Source organism: Bacillus sp. FSL M8-0077 (assembly GCF_038050255.1).
GTDB lineage: Bacteria > Bacillota > Bacilli > Bacillales > Bacillaceae > Bacillus > Bacillus altitudinis.
The window spans coordinates 1,382,108-1,403,567 of sequence record NZ_JBBPAF010000001.1 but is presented as its reverse complement, the minus strand read 5'-3'; the positions used below and the strand labels follow the sequence as shown (position 1 = coordinate 1,403,567).

Genomic DNA, 21,460 nt, shown 5'->3' with positions numbered 1-21,460 from the left:
ATAGGTTCAATGCTATAATAAGTCTATTAGGTAATACGTTGGAGCGATGAATCATGAGTATACTGAAAGGGTTTTGGAAGAAGATCAAGATTTACCTTATTTTGGTCGTGATTCCAACCCTCATCATTAGTTATTTTATCTACGAAAAAGAAACTGATAAAATTGATGTAAAAAACAAACAAACCGCAACACTTATGTTAAATATTCACAAAAACCAAATGAATTATTTAATCAGTGAAACAGAAGCGAGATTAACTTCCCTTGCCATGGGATTTGACCAGCCGCTTGAAACGAAAAGAGTACAAAACATCCTAGAGAAAATCTATAAACAAGAACCTCGTTTTTCAGGCCTGTATCTCCTAGACCAAAAAGGAACTGTCACAGCCAGCACCACACCATTAAAGGAAAAGGTCAACCTGTCATTTAGAGATTACTTTAAACGTATTCAAGTCACAAAACAGACCGTCATCACAGATAACTATGTAAGCCGCATTACTAAGCAGCGGATTCTCTCTATTTGCGTCCCTGTTTTGAATGAAAACGACGAAGTCACGAATGTGCTAGTCGCTGCGATTCAAATTGATTATTTAAGAAATATTATGAATGTATTAAACCCAGAGCTTCATTTTAAGATGCTGAATCAAAATGGAGACGTTGTGTTTACAAGTGGTCCACAGCCAGTATCTGAAAGTGATAGCACTGTGTCTACATATTTAGATGAAAATAGCTGGAAGCTGGAGGTTTTTCCGCAGCGTGCAACAACAAGTGAAGTCCTGTCTGTGATGCTGTTTCCTTTATCCAGTGCATTTATTCTCTTAAATATCTTATTCACACTCGTCCAATATATCATTTTAAGACGACAAACCCAGCAGGAACGCCACCAAAATGAAGCACAAAAACTTGAACTCATTGGAACACTCGCAGCAAGTACAGCGCATGAAATTCGAAATCCATTAACAGGCATTAGCGGGTTTATTCAACTTTTGCAAAAGAAGTATCATTCAGAAGAGGATCAGCTTTATTTTTCTGTCATCGAGGAAGAAATTAAACGGATTAACCAAATCGTCAGTGAGTTTCTTGTGCTAGGAAAACCAACGGCTGAAAAGTGGCAAAATAATTCTGTGAAAGAAATTGTCAGTGAGATTATGCCAATTGTATTTTCTGAGGCGAACCTTTATAATGTCGAGGTTGATTTACAAATCAATACCATTCAAGATGTTGGCGTGTATTGCACGAAGGATCACATTAAACAAGTGGTATTGAATGTAGCGAAAAACTCTTTAGAAGCGATGCCAAATGGCGGTCATTTGAAGATTGTCATTGAGGCTGAAAAAGAACAGGTCATCATAAAAGTGAAAGATACAGGTGAAGGAATACCAGAAGAGATGCTGAAACATATCTTCCTCCCTTTTATTACGTCGAAGGAAAAAGGAACAGGTCTTGGGCTTGTTGTGTGTAAACGAATCATTTCGATGTATGGGGGGACAATCGATATCGAGAGCGAAGTGAATAAAGGAACAACCGTGATCATCATGCTCCCTTCTGCACACTAATAACTGAAGCATTCAGCCGGTTTTGCTAATGGCAAGACCGGTTTTTTGATGTTAATAAGAAGGACGATTGACAGAAAGGAGATTCATTTGCGATACAAGATCATGAAAGGATGCAACAGATTGTTGTTCATGAAAAAGAAGATGCTGATACTCATTCATCAGGTTGTCCAGTTCTTGACTATATTTAATTGTCGTCTCACCTGTATAGCCTTCTACTTGAGCAGCTTCTACCATTTGTCTTCTCTTTTCATCAATTGACATTAATAGCTGTTCTTTCCGCACATAAATATTCATGATCTCAGCTCCCGCTATAAATTCGTCTGTCTACGCTCTAAATGATCCGACACCAAAATTATACTTTATTTGTAAATTAAATTAAATAAGCTTATTTTATTTAATTTTTTACAGCCTAAAGACCTTTTACCCAACGAATTCTGGGGGTAAACTTCAAAATTGGACAGGACTGACACATTGATTAAACAGAATTTTATCCTATGCAGAAGACCAAAATCAACTATTTTCTCTCTCATTTTATGTCTATTTTCCTAAAAAAAAGCTGATCTTCCGCCTCATGCGAAATGATCAGCTCTCACTATTAAACCGTTTCTTCTTCGTAAATTGGCACCCAGCCCTCAGTTGTGACAAATATGCGAACTGCGACGACTTGACGATCTTCTTGAAGTGTAAAGTAGTGACGAATATTCGGAGGCACAGAAATTAAATCACCTGGATTCAGTCTCACATCAAAAAAGACACCATCTTTGCCTTGAATGGCAAAAATTCCATGACCGCTTACGATAAACCTGACTTCATCATCCGTATGGTGATGCTCCCGTTTAAAGTTTTGAAGCAGCTCATCAAGATTAGGGGTCGCATCTGATAATGAAATCACATCCTGCGCTTTGTATCCTCTTCGCTCGGAGATACTCTTTATTTCTTCTTGAAACACAGTTAAAATTTCTTCCTTTTCATCATCAGTTAAATCGTACTTTTCTGATAACTGATTTGGTAGTTTTTCAATATCCCAATGTTCATAAATGACCCCTTGCTGTTCTAAATACGCCCGAACCTCTTGTTCGTTCTCAAGTGACGTGTTCTCTTCATTGTGAATGTAAATAGTTGCCATTTATTTTTCCTCCTTTTTATTTAACAAGCTGCTTTTGATAAAGCACTACTTTCAAATGATAGGTAAATAAAAATTCATAAGCCTCTAAAACTCGTTTGGCTTCAAATGCGGTTTTCCCCCAAACGGTGATGCCATGATTACGAATGAGTACAGCACCAGCATCCTCCGTCAAGTGCACTGCAAATTGTTCTGCAAGATGCGGAATATGAGCTGGGTTTTCAATAATAGGAACAGCGACTTCTGCATCCTCTTCCCAATAGCCAAGCGCTTTGATAATTTCATTGCCTTTAAAACGAACTTCTCCTTTATCGCCATACAACTCAGAAATGACATTGTTATCAATCGTATGGACGTGAAGACAGCAGCCTGCTTTCGTTCGCTCATAAACGTATGTGTGAAGCAGTGTTTCAGCTGATGGCCTGACCGGCTGATTTGGATGTACCGGCTGACCCGCTGCATCAACAAGAACAAAATCTTCGTTGGTTTCTTTTCTTTTATCTTTGCCGCTTGCCGTCACCAAAAACGTGATGGGATCATCCGACACTTTTATCGATAAATTGCCGCTCGTTCCGTAAAACCAGTCTCTTTGTGCCAATTCACGTTTGACGTATGCTAGTTCCTTCCAGCGTTTACTCTTCTCGTCTGCCATTCCTTCACTTCCTTTATTTGATCAAATTGCGCTTTTAGATCAACAAATGTTTCATACTCTTTATGTACGAGCCCTAGCTCTTTACATTCGTTCAGTAAATAGTCACGCGCAAACGTGAGATCCGCATGTTTCGCTGCCTCAATATCAGTCACTGAATCTCCAATCATGATAATAAAGTCATTTTCCTGCGTCAGCTCTCGAATAATGGAAGGCTTGCAGCAGCCACAGCCATTTTGGCATTCTGAATCACAGGCATGCGGCCATTCAATTTGAATATGGTCTTCTTTAAATGATGCATGGTTACAATAAATATCCTCTTGATCAACAATCCCTTCCAGGATGGGATAGACAAAAAAGTCCATACCGCCGCTGAGCACATAGAAAGAAATGTCTGCTTTTTTTACATCATCGACAAACTGTTTAAACCCTTCACGAATCTCTGTATCCTCTAAAATAAATGACCGAATGGCTTCCTTCTGATCACTCGTCAGTAATTGAAACATCTGTCCGACGCCTTCTTGGATCGTGATCTCCTTCGCTAGAACACCATCCTTCCATTTCGTCCATTCATTTGGAGCAAACTGCTTCATGATGCGAATGATATTATCATTTTTCGTAATCGTGCCATCAAAATCACAACATACAATTGGTTTTTTCATTTATTCTGCTACCCTTCCCCAAAGATCAAGTGCTGCTTGTAAGTCTTGACAAGTTGATGCTTTTTCTTCGATAGACTCTTTTTTGACCACCGCATCGATGATCGAGCGAAATGCATTCCCTCCTCCGATTGCTCCCCGCGGATGTCCATGAATTCCCCCGCCTGCATTAATGACATGATCAAGTCCAAAATCTTTGATTAAGACCGGAACCATTCCAGGGTGAATACCAGCTGATGGGACAGGAAATGTTTGCTGAACTGTATCCTTTTTCACACATCCTTCGTAAATGCCAAAGGCATCTTTTTTCGGAAGGGCGACTGACCCATAAGGAGAGGGGAAAAGACTTAAATCAGCGCCAGCATATCGATTTAATTTGCCTAAAAGAAGAGAATGCGAGAATCCATAGTCTGGAGAGGATGTCATTGCACCGCTCACTGCTGGATGTGCCATGATCGGCAATGGTATCTCTGGATCTTCAGCTAGGCTTTGCATGACATCAAGTCCATAGGCAAAAACATTGAATAAAAGCGCATCAGCCCCGAGTTCGGCTGCCTTTCTTGCTCGATCTTTTAAATCAAAAGTTCTGCCAGTTAAATTAACAGCATAAAGCGTGCGATGTCCTGTCTCTTCATATGTTTCTTTTAATATCTTTTTTCCTTCCTTGATTCGATCTTCAAAAGGGGCTAATGGGCTTTCAAATAAAATCTCATCATCTTTGATGAAGTCTACTCCACCTAGGGCCTGTAAACGGAGCTGTTCTTTTAAATCCTCCATATCACGGCCGATCACGCCTTTAAATATACTCATCAATAGCGGCCGATCAAACACGCCTACTTTCTTTCGTATCCCCTCAATGCCAAATACCGGTCCTGGCAGACAGCTTTTAAACCTTTCCGAAAATTCGATATCGACGAGCTTTACTTTCCCATCCAGTGAAAGCTTTCCAAAAATCGTCGTCAACACCGCTGGTATATCAGCTGAAAAGTTAGCCTCAGGATAAGCAATGGTCACCTCTGATTGATACAGACCACCAACTGCGGGAGACTGTTCTTTTACGCTCACCACACGGCCTTTATGTTTTTGCAGCTGCTCCTTTTTGAGCTGCGGCAAGTCCGTCCATGACCCGACCGTTAACCCAAGTGCGATCTGCTCTGCTTTTCGGTCTATTTGTTCATCCTCTCGATGTGTTAGTACGTATGTTGCCAGTAATTCACTCACTAGGAATCCCCTTTCGATTGCGTCATGTATATGGTCAATAAAAAAACCTCTTTAAGTGCTTGATCAGCGCATTAAAGAGGTTTCGTCTCATTCATCCGAATCTTATCTCTCAGCGCTTGCTGCAAGAATTAGCACCGTGCTTCATGGAAGTCGGTTGCCGGGCTTCATTGGGCTAGTCCCTCTGCCTACTCTTGATAAGAATATTCAATTTTCTTAAATATTGTCTGAATTATCGCACCGTTTTTTTACGTTGTCAATGGCTTTTTTTCAAATAACTGCAAAGCAGCGATACGATCAGCTGCTTCCTTTAGCCGCTCCTCACTTGTTAAAAGACCGACTCTGACGTAGCCTTCACCGTGAGCACCAAAGCCGCTGCCCGGCGCAACAACAACATGTGCTTTCTCTAATAATACATCAGAAAAAGTTTCAGACGTATACCCTTCAGGCACCTTTAGCCAAGCAAAAAACGACCCCTTTGGCGCACTGACGTCCCAGCCAATTTCTTTGCATGCAGCAATCCAAGTGTTCCGTCTTTTTTCGTACCGATCATTTTGTAATTGAACACACGTTTGATCGCTTAATAGTGCTTCTGCTGCTGCATCTTGAGTTGCTTTAAACAGTGACACAAACAGGTGATCCTGATAAAGCTCAATGGCTTCGATAACAGAGGCATTCCCTACTGCAAAACCGACTCTCCAACCAGCCATATTATACGTTTTGGACAATGTATAGATTTCAATACCTGTCTCTTTTGCTCCGTCTATTTGCAGGAAACTAAGGGGCTTTTCGCCGTCAAATCCTATGCCGCCATATGCAAAATCATGGACAACACACATCTTATTTTCACTCGCAAACGCAACAGTATCTTCAAAAAATGTCCGGTTTGCAGTCGCACCAGTCGGATTATTTGGGTAATTTAAGTACATCAATTTTGCTTGATTCTTATCTTCCTCAGACAGTTGGTGGTAGTCAGGCAAAAAGTTATTTTGTTCAAGAAGAGGCATTGTGACCATGCGAGCTCCGGCAAGCACAGCGCCTGACCAGTAATCAGGATAGCCCGGATCTGGAACAAGCAGCGTATCACCTGGATTCAGTAAACATTGAGGCAATTCGACTAGTCCCGCTTTCCCTCCAAATAAGATGGCAATCTCTGTCTTTGGGTCAAGCGTGACACCATATTCTCTTTCATAAAAAGCAGCTGCAGCTTTTTTTAGTTTCGCTGTCCCGCGGAATGAGGAGTATTGATGATTTTCAGGTTTTGCTACCGCTTCCTGCATCGCTTTCACAATATGTGGAGGAGTGGGCTGATCAGGATTTCCTTGACCTAAATTAATCACATCTGCCCCTTCCTGCACTTTTTTCTGTACTTTTTGTACAAGCGATGCAAAAAATTGTTTCGGTAAATGTTTCAATACATCCGATTGCTGGAATTCCATTTTTTCACCTTCTATTCAAGTTACGTGACAATACAATCACTGTAATGGATTGTTTTATGAATTGTAAAGCAATTTTGAAAAAAGATTGACATGTGAACTGCAGCTCTGATAATATCTAGAATTAAGAAATGCAAGCAGACATGAAACAATTACATATTGATTTCTCTTATCGAGAGTTGGGCGAGGGATTTGGCCTTTTGACCCCAACAGCAACCGACCGTTAATACCACTGTGAAGTGGGGCGCAGCAAGAACAGCGCCAAGACAATTCATTGTCTTATAGGGCACGGTGCTAATTCCATCAGACGTATGTGCTGAGAGATAAGAGAGGCTTCGAGCATACACGCCATCAAGCCTCTTTCTCTCAGGAGAAAGAGGCTTTTTTATATGATTTGGAGGGGAAGCAATTGGTTACACTTACGGCATCATATGAAGAATTAACAGAGAGTTCGGCAGTTGCATTAGCCATTAGACTTGGATTGATTCAAGAGAGCAGTCATTTGACCTGTACTGAAATTGGCGACGGAAATTTAAATTACGTCTTTCATATTTATGATCACAAACAAGCAAAAGGACTGATTATCAAGCAGGCTCTTCCTTATGCAAAGGTCGTTGGAGAAAGCTGGCCGCTGACATTAGACCGCGCAAGAATTGAAAGTGCAGCACTCATCAAGCAATCAGAGTATGCACCACATCTCGTACCAGCCGTCTATTATTCAGATACAGCTCTTGCTGTGACAGCAATGGAAGATCTATCACACCTTGAAATCGTCAGAAAAGGGCTAATTGCCGGAAAACATTATCCGTATTTATCAGATCATGTCGGAGAATTTTTAGGCAAAACACTATTTTACACATCTGACTTTGCCACAAATCCTAAAATCAAAAAACAATTCGTGAAGCAGTTTACGAACCCTGATCTTTGTGACATTACAGAAAAACTCGTTTTCACAGATCCTTTCTTTGACAGCGAAACGAATGATTTCGAAGAGGAATTAAGGGAAGAGGCAGAAGCATTGTGGGCTGATCTTGAACTGCAGGCAAAAGCAGCCGAATTGAAACGGATCTTCTTAACATCTGCTGAAACACTGGTACATGGAGACCTTCATACAGGCAGTATTTTTGCAAACGAAACAGAAACGAAAATCATTGATCCAGAGTTCGCTTTTTACGGTCCTTTCGGATTTGATATCGGCCACTTTATTGCCAATCTGTTCCTAAATGCTTTATCACATGAGAATGAACAGGATCAGCAGCACCTTTTTGATCATGTCGTCAATGTGTGGGCAACATTCAAAGAAGTGTTCACAAAAGCATGGAAAGAAGACAGTATTGAAGCGTTTAGTGTATCGGACAGCTTTTTAGAAACAACGTTTGAGCGTATTTTAAAAGAAGCCGCCGGCTTTGCTGGCTGTGAGCTTGTTCGCCGAACCATCGGCCTTGCACATGCGGCTGATCTCGATGCGATTCCATCACATTCTAGAAGGCTTCAACAGAAAAAAGCAGCACTTACACTAGGAAAAACATTGATCAAACAATATCATGCAGTGGAAACAGCGTCTGACCTCGTCGCATTATTCCAGCAAACTGTAAAGGAGTGACGAGTTTTGTCTAAAGAATTTGAAGTTCCCCGTTCCGTTGAATGGGAAGAAAACCGTATTAACATTTTGAATCAGCAAAAATTACCCGCTGAAACCGTGTTTGAGCATTTATATACAAAAGAAGATGTGTATGATGCCATTGTGACGCTAAAAGTACGCGGAGCACCTGCTATTGGCATTACAGCGGCTTTTGGTCTTGCACTCAGTGCTCAAGACATTGATACAGAAGACATTGATATCTTTAAACGAGAAGTCGCTCGCCTGAAAAAATATTTAAACAGTGCTCGTCCAACCGCTGTGAACCTTGCCTGGGCATTAGACCGGCTTTATCAGCGCATTGAGCGTGCTGCTTCGGTGAATGCAGCCAAAACTGATCTTGTCCATGAAGCCATTCAAATTCAAATCGAAGATGAAGAAACATGCCGGCAAATCGGTCAAAATGCTCTTCAGCTCTTTAAATCCGGTGATCGAATTATGACCATTTGCAACGCAGGCTCCATTGCCACAAGCCGGTACGGAACAGCGCTTGCACCCTTTTATTTAGCGAAAAAGAAAAACCTCGATCTTCACATTTACGCATGTGAAACACGTCCTGTCCTTCAAGGCGCCCGTCTGACGACATGGGAATTGATGCAGGGCGGTGTAGATGTGACGCTTATCACGGATAATATGGCAGCCCATACGATGAAAGAAAAACAAATTTCTGCCGTTATTGTTGGTGCAGATCGAATCGCTAGAAACGGTGATACAGCAAATAAAATTGGAACGTTAAGTCTGGCTATTTTAGCTAAACATTTTCAGATCCCATTTTTTGTGGCAGCACCTCTTTCGACCTTTGATGTGTCAACTCAGGATGGATCAGATATTCCGATTGAAGAACGCGACCCGCAGGAAGTAAAGGAATTAAACGGCATCCAAATTGCGCCTCCTGACGTGCAGGTATTTAACCCTGCCTTTGATGTCACCCCTCATCATCTCATTTCCGGGATCATTACAGAAAAAGGCATTATCACTTCCAACTATACAGAAGAGATTGATGCACTATTCACCGAAAGCGTGTCACTTTAATCAAACAAAAGCGCGGAGTTCTTATCATTTAAGAGCACCGCGCTTTTTTGTTTCGTTCGTTTTTGCTAATATTTCTTTTTTCTGTTCTTCTGTCAACACGTTCATTTTGACAAATAGTGATGTGACGGCGTACATTTTATCTTTTTTGCCCCATAACATGTTAGCAGCCTCCTTTTTCCCTAGACCAACTTTTTTAGCTTAATAAAAGGATATGTCGCTCGCTAAACATTTGGAACAGGTCAATTCATTTATTTTTGAACAAATGGGATGCCTTCTAATTCTAAAAGGATCGCTTTCATCCCTGTCTTCGTCCCTGCATAACCAGTCAGAGTCCTGTCTTTTCCAATGACCCGGTGACACGGGATAAAAATAGGCAATGCATTGCGTCTATTAGCTTGTCCAATGGCTCTGACAGCCTTTGGATTGCCGATCGCTTCTGCAATATCAGCATAGCTTTTTGATTCACCATACGGAATAGTAGAAAGTGCCTCCCACACTTGCTCTTGAAACGGAGAGCCTGCTTGCTTGAGCGGGAGATCGAACACTTTCCGATCGCCCTTAAAATATTCATCCAGCTGTTTTTTCGCTTCTTTTAATACAGGCGTGTCTTCTTGTTTAAAACGGTCTCTCTGTTTTTTGACCAAAAACGATTCATCATCAAACTTCACTTCAATGATGGCTCCATCTTTCTCTAGTATGTATAATGCCCCGATTGGTGCGGTATAGACTGTATAATACACATTAAAGCTCCCCTTCTTGTTTCTGCTGCCGGAGTGGAAGCGTGAGATGGAACACTGTTCCGACCCCTTCTTCACTCTCTACTTCAATGGTTCCTTGATGCTCTTCAATAATTTTATAACTAACCATTAACCCAAGTCCAGTGCCTCTTTCTTTTGTTGTATAAAATGGTTCTCCGAGACGCTTTAGTTTATCCTCTGTCATGCCGCAGCCTTCATCACGAAGAGAAATCACAATATGCTCCTCCCCCTTCCTTTGAATGCTCACGTAAACATTTCCTTTCTGAGGCATTACTTCAATCGCATTTTTTAAGATGTTAATAAAGACTTGCTTCAATTGATTTTGTTCACAGTAGATGAGCGGAATATCATCCAGCACATTTAAGTGCATTTGCACATTGCCAAGATTGGCCTGTGCGTGAAGAAGGTCCATCGTGTCTTTGACAATTTGCACGACATTTTTTTCTTCATAGATGATGGCCTGCGGTTTCGCTAAAATCAAAAATTCTGTAATGATGGATTCGATTCTTTTTAGCTCTGATGTGATGACATTAAAATAGAGCGAATACTCTCCTTCAATGTTTCCTTTGAGCAGCTGAATGAAGCCTTTTAAAGCCGTCATTGGATTTCTAATTTCATGGGCAATTCCAGCGGCAAGCTCTCCGACAACATGAAGCGTATCCGATTTTCTTACCCGCTCCTCTAATTCCTTGCGCTCAGTCACATCTCTAAAGATGGCCAAATTCATGTTATGAATAATATTTCGTTTAAAAGAAAACTCCAAAATACGTTGATCTGGATGGTTCAGCACAAATGGAACTTCATTGTCCATCTCATCTAATGACATCGCCTGAGCTGGCTGCGCCAAATTTTCAATTTGATATGGCGCAAGGATATGAAAAAGGTTCATTTCCGTTAAGTGATCATCTTTGAGGCCAAGCAGTTCACTTGCGGAAGGATTCACATCAATAATCCGGTATTGATTATCGAAAAGAACAATGCCATCCATAGAGCCATTAAATACTTTACGGAATTTGAGCTCACTTTCTCGCAGCTCCTCTTCCATTCGCTTTCTGTCACTGACATTCCGTAAAATGGTTAAATGCTGTCCTTCTAATACCGCATGCTTAGAGGTGAACTCAAGCTCTTTGAATTGGCCATTCGCCATTCTAAAGAGGAGTTCTTCTCTGATTTCAAGATTCCTTATATACCGTCTTCTTGTCGGCCGGTATCTGCGATCAGATTTGACTAGAAAATCCATGAGTTTCTTGCCAATCAGCTGCTGCATCGGCAATTCAAAAATTCGGCAGGCTGATTCATTTGCCCTAACAATTTCTCCATCATCCGCCCAAATGATGATGGCATCCATTGCATTTTCAAATATTTCTCTAAAACGTTCTTCACTTTTTAGCAGCTTTTCTTCCATTAATCTTTTTTCTGTAATATCACGCATGATGGACATGTAAAAACCACTCATCACATTTGATGTGATGGTCAGTTCGAATAATTTGTGCTGCCCAGATTGAAGGGTAACAGGAAGTTCTCCCTTTGCTTTCCCTGTTTCTTTCAATGAAGTTAAGAGCTGCTGGAGCGCTGGAAGGTTTTCTTCTTCAACAAATTCATTTAAGTAACGGTCTGTTAAATCCGTTTTTTGAAGTTCAAAGCTCTGGCAAAAAGAGTGATTGGCGTCAATCATACAACCATCCTGATCAAAAATGACCATACCGTCAATCGCTCGATCAAATAAATCTTTAAACAGCTGCTCATTCATTGAGCGTTCTCGCTCTAATATTTTCTTTGAAGAAATATCACGCATGACGACAATATATTGTTGATTCACCACGTCATGCTCTGCCGCAAATTCAATATATTTTGTCTCTCCATTTTCAAGTTGAATGGAGATCTCTCTTTTTAAAGTTCCTTTTCGAAAAAAAATCTCAAGTGAACAGTCAATTTTGTTTTTCGGTATGCCGTATAGGAAATCTAGAACGGATTTATTGAGGAGGTCTTCTTTTGGTGTTTGTACAAGCCTGCATGTCGCTTCATTGGCTTGGATAATGTTGAGGTGCTGATCAAATATAAAAATGGCATCTAACGTCTTATTTAACAGCATTTTGTGCTGTATCAATTCATTTCGCAAATATTCGTTCTCTTTTTCTAATTTTCTGATATTTTTCGCACCATCGAGCGTTTCAGTCATTCTCTTACACTCCTTTTCCAGCCTCATTCCTCTACAATATTTCTACAAGATTTTCATTGTTCCTTCATTCGACTCATAAAAAAAGAGAACTTTTTACACGAGGCTTGCTTCATTTGTTTCATTTGGATGACACGATTGTATAACGATTCTCTTTTCTTACGCTTCTTTTACAACCGCTCTACAATTTCACATCAAATAGCGAAATGAGCCAATTTGTATTTTAAAATGGGGCAAATGAGGGAACAGTGCACTTAGAACGTTTATGTTTGAAATAAAGCAGGAAAGGTGATGTTATGACGTCCACAAGAGACAGTTATTTTGATAATGCAAAATTTCTTCTGATTTTTCTAGTTGTTTTTGGTCATTTGTTACGGTCATTCATACATGATAATGACTGGATACTCTACTTATATAAATTTATTTATACATTCCATATGCCCGCTTTTATATTGGTGTCTGGCTTCTTTGCCAAAGGTTTTAGAAAACCAGGTTTTATGAAAAAAGTCGCCGTTAAGCTGATCATCCCATATTTGATTTTTCAGGTCATCTATTCTGTCTATTATTATTTCTTACAGGATCAAAGCATGTCTAACTTAAATCCGATTGATCCGCAATGGTCCTTATGGTTTTTAATTAGTTTATTCTTTTGGAATTTACTACTTATTCCTTTTTCAAAACTACCTTTCCACTGGGCAATGATCGTCAGTTTATCGATGGCGTTACTTGTCGGTTACGTGGACAGCATTAGCGACACGCTCAGCTTATCGCGTACGTTTGTCTTTTTGCCGATGTTTTTAGCTGGCTTTTATTTAAAAAAACAGCACTTTGAATTTATCCGAACAAGCAAAGGGAAAGTGACTGCACTTCTTGTTCTGATGGCCGTGTTCATGTTTTGCTATTTTTATGAATTCGATTATTCCTTTTTATTTGGGTCACAGTCGTACGCTTCTCTTGGAGATGAAGGATTCATGGCAGCTATGAAGCGAATGGCATGGTATTTACTTGCATTTGCTGCTACCTTTAGTTTCTTTGCATTAGTCCCAACACGCCGGTTCTTCTTTACCAAATGGGGCACAAGAACGTTATATGTCTACTTACTTCATGGCTTTGTGATTAAGCTTTTAAGAACGACTTGGTTTGATGAGTGGGCTCTAAATACGGCAAGTGTATTGATTCTATTGCTGCTTACGGTCCTCTTAACCTTTACCCTATCTAGTACATTTGTTAAAACTGTTGCACAACCAGTCATCGAGCTCAAAATGACCAGTCTGATGCGAACAATGACTGGCAGACAAAATAGTTATATTAAATAGAAAAAACGATCCTCAGAAGATCGTTTTTTCTATTTATTTCTGTTTTTCTGTTCAGTGTGACATTCATCGTCTTTTTTAGGCTTCACTAAGGTATCAATCCATTTACTACTGTTTATATCCCCCAGCTCACTGCCAAATTCCTCTTCTAAGATACCAGGGTTCATCGGCTTTTTATGGTCTTTTATATCTTTACTTTTCAAATGCTTTTTAGTCACGAGAGGCTCCCCCCTGTTTACCTTGATGAGAATTTCGGTTCGCCTGGCGGTCTTCTGATTGCTCGTCAAATTGTGTTTGTCCTTGATCGTGTGCCATGCTTTCTGTAGGTGTCATATTATTTGTGAGTGCTTCATTTTTCGCTGTTTTTCTTTTCATTTGTCATCATTCCTTTTTAACATGTTTAGTTCTTCGCTCAATTGATCAAACAGCTCTTTCATTTGTTTGACTGTCACTGGTTTTTCCTCAGGCTTTAACTCATATCCAATTTGCCCATTTGCTTCTAGCGTTGCTTTTTTGAGACTGCTGATGTCTGTGATGCCCTGCTGCTTTAAGCGCATTTTGAATTCGTCCCTTGTCAGACGCGTTTTTTTCAGCTTGTGATCAAGCATTTCTCCATCCTCTAAAATCACCACAGACTTCCCTGAAACCAATTTTTCAAAGAAATCAAACCGAATTGACAGCTTTTCCATCACCACAAGTGCCACAATAAAGATGGTCGCTGCATAAATGGTTTCAAGTAAATTATGCTCAATGAAGGGTTGGATAATAATCGATCCAATTGAAATCATGATGACTGTCTGTTGAACCGTTAATTGACTAATGGATTTAGGTCCTGCTATTCTCAGCAGCAAGGTACCAACGAGCAGCATAACAATTGCTTTCCATAACACATCCAGCACGTCTCTTTCACCTCTTACCTATAGATTGCGAACATCCTTTGTGATTTAGCCAGTTATATAATGGAAATAAAAAAACCAGCATTCAGTAGGAATGCTGGTTAGCCGATGATCACACGCTCTTTCGGATAATGATAATTCGCTTCACTTTCACGACGGCCAATTAAATACAAGAAGCTTGGAATTCCAATCCGCCCGATAAACATGACGACCATAATAATACACTTACCAAATACGGACAAGTCAGACGTAATTCCGAGCGACAGTCCCGTTGTTCCGAAGGCAGAACAAACTTCAAATAAAGTTTCAAGAAGTGTATGATGGTCTGATAAAGTTAACAGAAACGTAGCACCAAACACTAAAATAAAGGCCATCATCGTCACCATGAGGGATTTATTAATATCCGCTTGATGGAGCTCTCTTTTAAAAATTTTAATGGACTTATTTCCTCTCGCAAAATGAAACAAAGCAAGTAAATTAAGGGCAAACGTGGTTGTCCGAATTCCGCCCCCTACCGAGCTTGGAGATGCCCCGATAAACATCAGCAAACATAAAAATAACAGCGTCGGCTCTGTCAATTGCGTAATATCTAATGTCGAAAGCCCGCCACTTCTAGTGGCTGTTGATTGAAACAAAGAATAAAACAAGATTTCATGCCAGCTCTTCCCTAGAAAAGTAAACCGGGCTTCAAGTGCATAAATCCCAATTGCCCCAACGACAACAAGGAGGCCAAACGTGATCGTTGTAATTTTCGTAAACAATGAAAACGATGCATGTTTTCGGTCTTGATTGAATAAATAATCCTTTACTTCGACAAGTACCGGAAAGCCAATAGCGCCAAAAATGATGAGCAGCATCGTGATAAATTGGACGAAATAGTCATCTTTATAAGGAATTAACGAATTCCCTGTAATATCAAAGCCTCCATTAGTTGTTGCACTGATACTAGAGAAAAATCCGTGTAAAAAAGCGCCTTGCACATCGTAATACTTTAGAAAATACATACTTAAAATCAGACCGCCTACAAACTCAATCAGCAAGATTAAATACAAGACCTGCTTCATGAGTTTCACAATTCCTGATAAGTTGCTCTGGTTTTGGTCTGCCATAATTAATTTTCTTTCTTTAATGCCGATCCTTTTTCGCATAACCAGCCAGACGAATGTACCAAGCGTCATAATGCCGATACCGCCGATTTGCAAAACAAATGCAAGGATCCACATCCCGGTCACACTAAATGTTTGTGACGTATCGACAACAGTCAGACCCGTGACACTGACAGCACTCACAGCTGTAAACAGCGCATCAATAAATGTCCATTTGACTCCTTCTTGGTGAGCCACTGGCAGACTGAGTAGTATGAACGACACGGTCACAGCAAGAAAATAATAAAGGGCAATCAGCTGAAAAGCCGACAGCCGGTCAATTAGTTTTTTCATTGGATTCATGGTTATTCCTTCTTTTATCTTTCTTTTCGAATACTATATCATTTTAATGAAAAGAGAGAAGATTTTAAAGGTATTTTGTGCTTTATTTACTTTTTCATCAAAAAGAAAAAGACATCCTTACGCAGAATGTCTTTTGATCTTTCTTATTTTGCTTCGAGTCTTCTAATTCTTTCGTTTAAATCAGGGTGTGTTGAGAAAAGTGAAGCTTTTCTTTTACCACTGATTTTTAATGTAGCAACAGCTGTTTGATCATCATCTTTGATTCTTGATGTATACGCCTCTAGTGAACGAAGCGCATGAATCATTTTATCTTTTCCTGCAAGGTCCGCACCGCCGCGGTCTGCATGGAATTCACGATGTCTAGAGTAAGCAAATACGACAAGGCTTCCTAAGATAGAGAAAATGATTTGGAAGACGATCACAGCAATAAAGTGAACAACTGGCACAAGCTCTTCACGTGAAACGAAACGGCTTGCGATCCATGCCGCAATTCTTGAAAGGAAGACAACAAATGTGTTGACGATCCCTTGCAGTAACGTCATTGTGACCATGTCCCCGTTCGCAACGTGAGCGACTTCGTGGGCGATAACCCCTTCAACCGCTGCATCATCCATTTCATGAAGCAATCCAGTTGATACGGCAACAAGCGATCTTCTTTTAGAAGGACCTGTCGCAAAAGCATTTACTTCAGATGATTGGTAAATACCGACCTCAGGCATTTTAGAAAGGCCTGCTGCTCTTGATAGTCTGTGAACGCGGTCAACAAGCTGCTGCTCATCATATGTTAATGAATCCTTTTTTGGATTTAACACACGCACACCCATCATCATTTTTGCCATCCAGCGAGACATCGCTAGTGACATAAACGAGCCTACAAAACCAACAACTGCACTGAATACAAGAAGATAAAGGATATTAAGTCTTCCGTCTGCTCCTATATAAGAACCAACACCAGTCGTTGCACTAATAACCGATAGGACAATACCAATCGTAGTGATAACAAGAATGTTCGTTAATATAAACAGAAATATTCTTTTACCCATACATAACCTCCGCTGTCATATTAAGTTCATTTGAACTTATTAATAAAATTATAAAAATAAACGTCTCAAATTGCAAGGAAAAAGGAATCGTTTTCTATGTTTATCATACTGGCTTAATCCTCGTCATTTCAATGATTACGCTACTTCTATTCACTAAAAAGTGAACAAACTGTGACGCAGCTGTCCTGTTTTAGTTTATTTTGCATTTTCATCAAAAAGAGATTATGATGTTGAATTAGATCAATAATCACGTTTTTGACGTACAAATGAGGTGGAACATGGTGACTTTTAAATTAACGAGAATTGACATGACGAGACTTCTGTATTCTCTAAAAGGCGAGGGAGATCTGACTCCGCTTCAGCTTTTGAATTTATCTGTAAAAAGCGATAAGGAACATGAATATGATGAATTAAAAATCCCTTCGTTTTTTGAAAAACTCGAACGGCGGAAGCAAAAATCAGAACACGGGCTTTCAACGAACGAAATCGTTGAGCTTGGCAACTTGTGTGAGCTGACTTCTCTTAAATCGACAGCCATTCAAAACTGGATCAAGCGCGATATTAAGGATATGATCGGCCATCCAGAGCTTGGCAAGAAGTACTCCATTGATCAAGTCGTTATTTTATTAATTGTCCGGGATTTAAAATCAGTTTTTGATTTTGATTCTATTCGCACGATCTTATCTGCCTTATTTAATACGATCACAGATCGAACGGATGATGTTATCAGCCCTATCCGTTTTTATGAAGCATATGCGCACGTCCTTGATTTTATTTATCATCATACACATTTTCCATTAAAGGAAACGAATTTACGAGAAATGACAGAAGAGCAGACGGACAAGCTTCATGAAGATTTTATAGAATTGACGAAACCACAATGGAACTTGATTAAAGGCATTATCAGTTCTACAGTTTTCTCCGTTTTCACTTCTCACTTGCAAAGCACAGCGCAAGAAATGATGTTTAATACGCTACAGCTAAAAAAGGCTTAAACATGAACCCGAGGTGAACTTCATCACCTCGGCTTTTTTGTGCAGCAATTGCCAGCATAATTGCAGGCTGTTTTTTTCAAAATAAGAAGGCGCAACAAACATGAGGTGAAAGGAGGAATATGTGATGGCAAATCGAAATCAACTTCTTGTTCCTGGAGTAGAACAAGCTTTAGATCAATTTAAATACGAGATCGCTCAAGAATTTGGCGTGACTCTCGGTTCAGATACAGTCGCACGTGCAAACGGTTCTGTTGGCGGCGAAATTACAAAAAGACTCGTCCAGCAGGCGCAATCTCAAATGGGCCATTCAACTAAATAAAGACATGGTGAAATACGCCGGAACTATTCTGGCGTTTTTTTACTGTTCATATGTAGGCTCATCCCGGTTTTCACGGTATGAGGGCGGCGTGTTTTTTCCTTTTTGTTTGACGTCATCTCTGTTACGTTCGCCGTACGGACGATTCTGACCACTGTCGTTTTTTTTTACATGCTTTTCAGTATCACCACGTGATGTGCCGTTTGGATGTTTTTTTTCATCTGGATCAGTTGAGTGATTTTTTTTTTGCTCTTTGTCTTTTTCAAAAGAGCGATCCTTTTCTTCTTTTCCCTTTTTCTCTTTGTTGTCAAGATTAGGGCTTGTTTGGTGAGGCTTTTGAACAGAACCTTGCTCTTCCCTCTCAACTTCCTTCTGCTCTTTGTCTTCGCCTTCAGGAGCTTCTTTATCTGGCTGCATCTCATCGCTATCGTCTGTCTTTATGTCTTCTTTTTTGTCTTCGTCTTTTTGATCTTCATCAGCATTTTTCGGCTCTTCTTCTTTGACAGCCTCGTCATCTGCTGGATCTTCATCTTCTTTTTTAACGTCCTCTTGTTCGTTGTCTTGCATTTCTTGATTTCTAATATAAGTTCCTGTTGAAATGCCTGCTTTTTGTGCCTTTTCTCTTGTTTCCAGGTCACCTTCCACAGTTTCGAGCTTATAATTGCGCTTTTGATATTCCCCCGAGATGGTGCTGATTTTACTTTTTACGTTTGTTTTGTATGTATGATCCTGCTTGTTTTCATAAACAGTTGAAATATAAATGCTTTTAGAGTCGTTCACGTAACCTTTTTTATCACAATCATCGATGATTTCCTGCACGACTTTGGTCATGTCGTTTTTTTCTAAATCTTTCATACTGGCCAGTACTTGCTTCGCATCTTTATTCAGCGGAGTGACACCGATCACTTGATAATTGTGATCGAGTTTCAGCTCAAAGCTTGGGTTAATGTCAATCGTCATATATGCATACGCTTTTTGACTTGAGAAAGATGGCATCATAGTGAAAATCACGACAATAATTGCTGCAATTGATAGAATTCCTGCATTTAACGGACGTAAACGAAGCAGGTCAAAAAAACCGGCTCTTTTTCTTTCGAGACGTGATTCATTCGGAAACGTCACTTCTTGACCGATTTCATAGTCTTGCTGTTCATACTTTGTCCGCAGAAATTGTCCATCAGGGGTCAGCAGTGTGACATATTTTTTGTTTTTCTCTACTATAATGCCTCTTCTCATGAATTAAGCACCCCTTTAAGGTAATCTTTCAAATACACATAATCACCTGTCATAATGATCGCCATCGCAATAATATATTTTCTATTTCTCTCAATCGTTTTGCGGCTGACTTCCACTAGCTTTTCCAGCTGTTTGACTGGCAATTGTTTTTTCTGAAATAAAATGGTTCTCAGTTCATCGTGCTTAACGAGTGTATGGGCCACTTTAATGGCATTTTGTCTCGCATCCGCATGCTTTGGTGAATGCTCAAGCAGTTCTTGAAACGTAAGACCATATACTTTCAATCGTTCTTTAAAATGTTCAATCTCTTCTCTTCTATGTTCTTGTTCAATTAAACGCCTATATTCATTTGCAGAAAGCTCTGCTTCAATCATGCTTTGCGAGTATTCGCCATTCTCACTTTCTTGAAGGTCCATTTGAACCGTTGGCGCGTTTCTTGCTTCTTTTCGAATATAGTCGATTACTTTTCTTTTAATAATTAACTCCGCAAATGCAAGGAGTGAGTTGCCTTTTTCGGCAGAGTATTTTTCTATCGCTTCATTAAAGGCAATTAAGCCTACGCTGAATTCATCATCTTTTTCATCTATATATCGTTTACAAACGGATGAAACCGTCTTAGCGACAAATGGTTTGTATTGCTCTATTAATGCATTTTGCAGCTCGGTATCACCCTGTTGGATGTTGATTGCCGACTGCTCTAATGTTTGCTTTTTCTTTCCCTTTTTAAACAAAAGGCTAAGCAATGGTTTCACCTCAGTTCTCCCTATATTACTCATTTATGATAGCTAATTTATGAGGGAAGCGCAAAGGAAGAAATGAGGAATTCATTTCCTGTTACTCAATTGTGACATGTATTTCTTTATCTACTTTACAACGTTTCGTTTAAAAGCAAAGAAATAAGGGGGTATCCCCCCTTTTTTGTAATATACGTGTTATGAAAATGAAATGATATTTCTTTCAAAAAACCTACTTTTCCAGCCGCATCTCTTGTTTTTCCTCGTTTTGCTGGCCGCCTTTTCTTGATGGACTTGATAAAAACCAGCCAAATGCTGCAATTGTGAGAAGAACCGTCCAGAAAATGACTTTCCATAATGTTGAATGAATGAAATGAGAGGACACGATCCCTATGGCTGGATGAGAAAGTGTATAGAGCGTCAGCTTCACGCCAACCCATCCGACAATGACAAATGCTGCTGTTTCTAGGCTTGGTCTCGTTTTAAGCAGTTTCACAAATACAGTCGCCGCAAACCTCATGATCACTAGACCAATGATACCGCCCAATAGAATGACAATAAATTGACCGCCATCAAGACCACCAATTTGTGGAAGATTTGTTGCTGGCAGAGTCACAGCTAATGCAACGGCTGCTAAAATAGAATCTACTGCAAATGCAATGTCAGCAAGCTCAACTTTCACGACAGTTGCCCAAAAGCCGCTTTGTTTCATGTTTGTATCTGCTTCCTTTTTCTTAAATACGTGCGATTTTAAAATATGGTGAATCGAAATATATAGAAGATAAATTGCGCCAATGGCTTGAACTTGCCACACATCTACTAAAAACGAAATAAGAAAAAGAGAACCAAATCGCATGACAAATGCTCCCGCAAGTCCGTAAAACAATGCCTTTTTTCTTTGTTTTTCAGGAAGGTGTTTGACCATCACAGCCATAACCAGCGCATTATCAGCTGCTAAAATCCCTTCTAATCCAATCAATACGAGAAGAACCCACCCGTACTCTAAAATAATTGCTGCATCCATCATCATTCCTCCTTATTTTTTATCTATTGTCCCACAACAGACATAGGCTTATGAATGCAAAAAAGACCTTTGCCTGAAATGGCAAAGGTCTTGCTAGACATGTGATATGTAAATCATGCCAACAAAGCCGATGGAATGAGGTTCCATGTAATGACGACTTTGTTTCCGGTAAAAACCGGACGCTACTCCCCTTTGGTGGGATTAAGAATATT

23 protein-coding genes and 2 riboswitches are annotated in these 21,460 nt (G+C 39.9%); of the genes, 6 read left to right on the top strand and 17 right to left on the bottom strand.

The window, feature by feature from the left end; all coding sequences use genetic code 11:
* Positions 1–53: 53 nt before the first annotated feature.
* Entirely contained in the window at positions 54–1,553 is a 1,500-nt protein-coding gene (locus NST57_RS07195) for an ATP-binding protein (protein WP_142154879.1), read from the top strand.
* Between the two features lie 51 nt (positions 1,554–1,604).
* On the opposite strand, the gene NST57_RS07190 is transcribed toward NST57_RS07195, so the two are convergent.
* From NST57_RS07190 to NST57_RS07165, 6 genes are all read right to left on the bottom strand, one after another.
* Positions 1,605–1,847 carry an aspartyl-phosphate phosphatase Spo0E family protein gene (locus NST57_RS07190; protein ID WP_142154878.1) on the bottom strand — a complete coding sequence of 81 codons (243 nt, stop codon included), beginning with the start codon at positions 1,845–1,847 and terminating at the stop codon, positions 1,605–1,607.
* Between the two features lie 301 nt (positions 1,848–2,148).
* A complete protein-coding gene (locus tag NST57_RS07185; RefSeq protein WP_142154877.1) occupies positions 2,149–2,679 on the bottom strand; it encodes a cupin domain-containing protein in 531 nt (176 codons plus the stop codon).
* Between the two features lie 16 nt (positions 2,680–2,695).
* Positions 2,696–3,328 carry a methylthioribulose 1-phosphate dehydratase gene (locus NST57_RS07180; RefSeq protein WP_341298323.1) on the bottom strand — a complete coding sequence of 211 codons (633 nt, stop codon included), beginning with the start codon at positions 3,326–3,328 and terminating at the stop codon, positions 2,696–2,698.
* On the bottom strand, positions 3,292–3,987 hold the full coding sequence (locus NST57_RS07175; protein WP_341298322.1) for a 2-hydroxy-3-keto-5-methylthiopentenyl-1-phosphate phosphatase: 696 nt from the start codon (positions 3,985–3,987) through the stop codon (positions 3,292–3,294). Before NST57_RS07175 ends, NST57_RS07180 begins: the two co-directional genes overlap by 37 nt.
* Positions 3,988–5,205, bottom strand: a complete 1,218-nt coding sequence (gene mtnW, locus NST57_RS07170; protein WP_341298321.1) for a 2,3-diketo-5-methylthiopentyl-1-phosphate enolase — start codon at positions 5,203–5,205, stop codon at positions 3,988–3,990.
* 99 nt (positions 5,206–5,304) lie between these two features.
* Positions 5,305–5,406, bottom strand: a riboswitch (SAM riboswitch).
* 44 nt (positions 5,407–5,450) lie between these two features.
* Complete coding sequence (locus NST57_RS07165) at positions 5,451–6,641, bottom strand: pyridoxal phosphate-dependent aminotransferase (RefSeq protein ID WP_341298320.1); 1,191 nt, start codon at positions 6,639–6,641, stop codon at positions 5,451–5,453.
* Positions 6,642–7,047: 406 nt separating this feature from the next.
* On the opposite strand from NST57_RS07165, the gene mtnK reads away from it, so the two are divergent.
* Together mtnK and mtnA are read left to right on the top strand one after the other, a co-directional pair.
* The gene (gene mtnK / locus NST57_RS07160) at positions 7,048–8,241 is read left to right on the top strand and encodes an S-methyl-5-thioribose kinase (RefSeq protein ID WP_341298319.1); all 1,194 of its coding nucleotides are present in this window, start codon (positions 7,048–7,050) and stop codon (positions 8,239–8,241) included.
* A 6-nt stretch (positions 8,242–8,247) separates the two neighbouring features.
* On the top strand, positions 8,248–9,309 hold the full coding sequence (gene mtnA / locus NST57_RS07155) for an S-methyl-5-thioribose-1-phosphate isomerase (protein ID WP_142154871.1): 1,062 nt from the start codon (positions 8,248–8,250) through the stop codon (positions 9,307–9,309).
* Positions 9,310–9,333: 24 nt separating this feature from the next.
* Here mtnA and NST57_RS07150 read toward each other — a convergent pair whose 3' ends face one another.
* From NST57_RS07150 to NST57_RS07140, 3 genes are all read right to left on the bottom strand, one after another.
* Positions 9,334–9,468: a hypothetical protein gene (locus NST57_RS07150; RefSeq protein WP_008346115.1), complete on the bottom strand. Its 135-nt coding sequence runs from the start codon at positions 9,466–9,468 to the stop codon at positions 9,334–9,336.
* An 89-nt stretch (positions 9,469–9,557) separates the two neighbouring features.
* On the bottom strand, positions 9,558–10,049 hold the full coding sequence (locus tag NST57_RS07145) for a methylated-DNA--[protein]-cysteine S-methyltransferase (RefSeq protein WP_019743074.1): 492 nt from the start codon (positions 10,047–10,049) through the stop codon (positions 9,558–9,560).
* A 1-nt stretch (position 10,050) separates the two neighbouring features.
* A complete protein-coding gene (locus tag NST57_RS07140) occupies positions 10,051–12,246 on the bottom strand; it encodes a PAS domain-containing sensor histidine kinase (protein ID WP_142154870.1) in 2,196 nt (731 codons plus the stop codon).
* A 293-nt stretch (positions 12,247–12,539) separates the two neighbouring features.
* Here NST57_RS07140 and NST57_RS07135 point away from each other — a divergent pair, with 293 nt between their 5' ends.
* On the top strand, positions 12,540–13,559 hold the full coding sequence (locus NST57_RS07135; RefSeq protein WP_142154869.1) for an acyltransferase family protein: 1,020 nt from the start codon (positions 12,540–12,542) through the stop codon (positions 13,557–13,559).
* A 29-nt stretch (positions 13,560–13,588) separates the two neighbouring features.
* On the opposite strand, the gene NST57_RS07130 is transcribed toward NST57_RS07135, so the two are convergent.
* From NST57_RS07130 to htpX, 5 genes are all read right to left on the bottom strand, one after another.
* Positions 13,589–13,774, bottom strand: coding sequence for a hypothetical protein (locus NST57_RS07130; protein ID WP_142154868.1), 186 nt, complete (start codon positions 13,772–13,774; stop codon positions 13,589–13,591).
* Positions 13,767–13,931: a hypothetical protein gene (locus tag NST57_RS07125; protein ID WP_008346124.1), complete on the bottom strand. Its 165-nt coding sequence runs from the start codon at positions 13,929–13,931 to the stop codon at positions 13,767–13,769. Before NST57_RS07125 ends, NST57_RS07130 begins: the two co-directional genes overlap by 8 nt.
* Positions 13,928–14,455 (bottom strand): DUF421 domain-containing protein, encoded by a 528-nt coding sequence (locus NST57_RS07120; protein ID WP_045034960.1) that lies wholly within the window; start codon positions 14,453–14,455, stop codon positions 13,928–13,930. Before NST57_RS07120 ends, NST57_RS07125 begins: the two co-directional genes overlap by 4 nt.
* Positions 14,456–14,553: 98 nt before the next feature.
* Positions 14,554–15,900 carry a TrkH family potassium uptake protein gene (locus NST57_RS07115; RefSeq protein ID WP_007498761.1) on the bottom strand — a complete coding sequence of 449 codons (1,347 nt, stop codon included), beginning with the start codon at positions 15,898–15,900 and terminating at the stop codon, positions 14,554–14,556.
* Between the two features lie 143 nt (positions 15,901–16,043).
* A complete protein-coding gene (gene htpX / locus NST57_RS07110; protein ID WP_142154867.1) occupies positions 16,044–16,943 on the bottom strand; it encodes a protease HtpX in 900 nt (299 codons plus the stop codon).
* 278 nt (positions 16,944–17,221) lie between these two features.
* On the opposite strand from htpX, the gene NST57_RS07105 reads away from it, so the two are divergent.
* A complete protein-coding gene (locus NST57_RS07105) occupies positions 17,222–17,938 on the top strand; it encodes a DUF1836 domain-containing protein (protein ID WP_142154866.1) in 717 nt (238 codons plus the stop codon).
* 124 nt (positions 17,939–18,062) lie between these two features.
* Positions 18,063–18,257 (top strand): small, acid-soluble spore protein, alpha/beta type, encoded by a 195-nt coding sequence (locus NST57_RS07100; protein WP_142154865.1) that lies wholly within the window; start codon positions 18,063–18,065, stop codon positions 18,255–18,257.
* Positions 18,258–18,296: 39 nt separating this feature from the next.
* Here the strand turns inward: NST57_RS07100 and NST57_RS07095 are convergent, their stop codons facing one another.
* From NST57_RS07095 to NST57_RS07085, 3 genes are all read right to left on the bottom strand, one after another.
* Complete coding sequence (locus NST57_RS07095; RefSeq protein WP_341298318.1) at positions 18,297–19,490, bottom strand: anti-sigma-I factor RsgI family protein; 1,194 nt, start codon at positions 19,488–19,490, stop codon at positions 18,297–18,299.
* Positions 19,487–20,242 carry an RNA polymerase sigma factor SigI gene (gene sigI, locus NST57_RS07090; protein WP_008346139.1) on the bottom strand — a complete coding sequence of 252 codons (756 nt, stop codon included), beginning with the start codon at positions 20,240–20,242 and terminating at the stop codon, positions 19,487–19,489. Before sigI ends, NST57_RS07095 begins: the two co-directional genes overlap by 4 nt.
* 214 nt (positions 20,243–20,456) lie before the next feature.
* Positions 20,457–21,248, bottom strand: coding sequence for a TerC family protein (locus NST57_RS07085; RefSeq protein ID WP_341298317.1), 792 nt, complete (start codon positions 21,246–21,248; stop codon positions 20,457–20,459).
* A gap of 32 nt (positions 21,249–21,280) precedes the next feature.
* A riboswitch (yybP-ykoY riboswitch) is annotated at positions 21,281–21,451 on the bottom strand.
* Positions 21,452–21,460 lie beyond the last annotated feature (9 nt).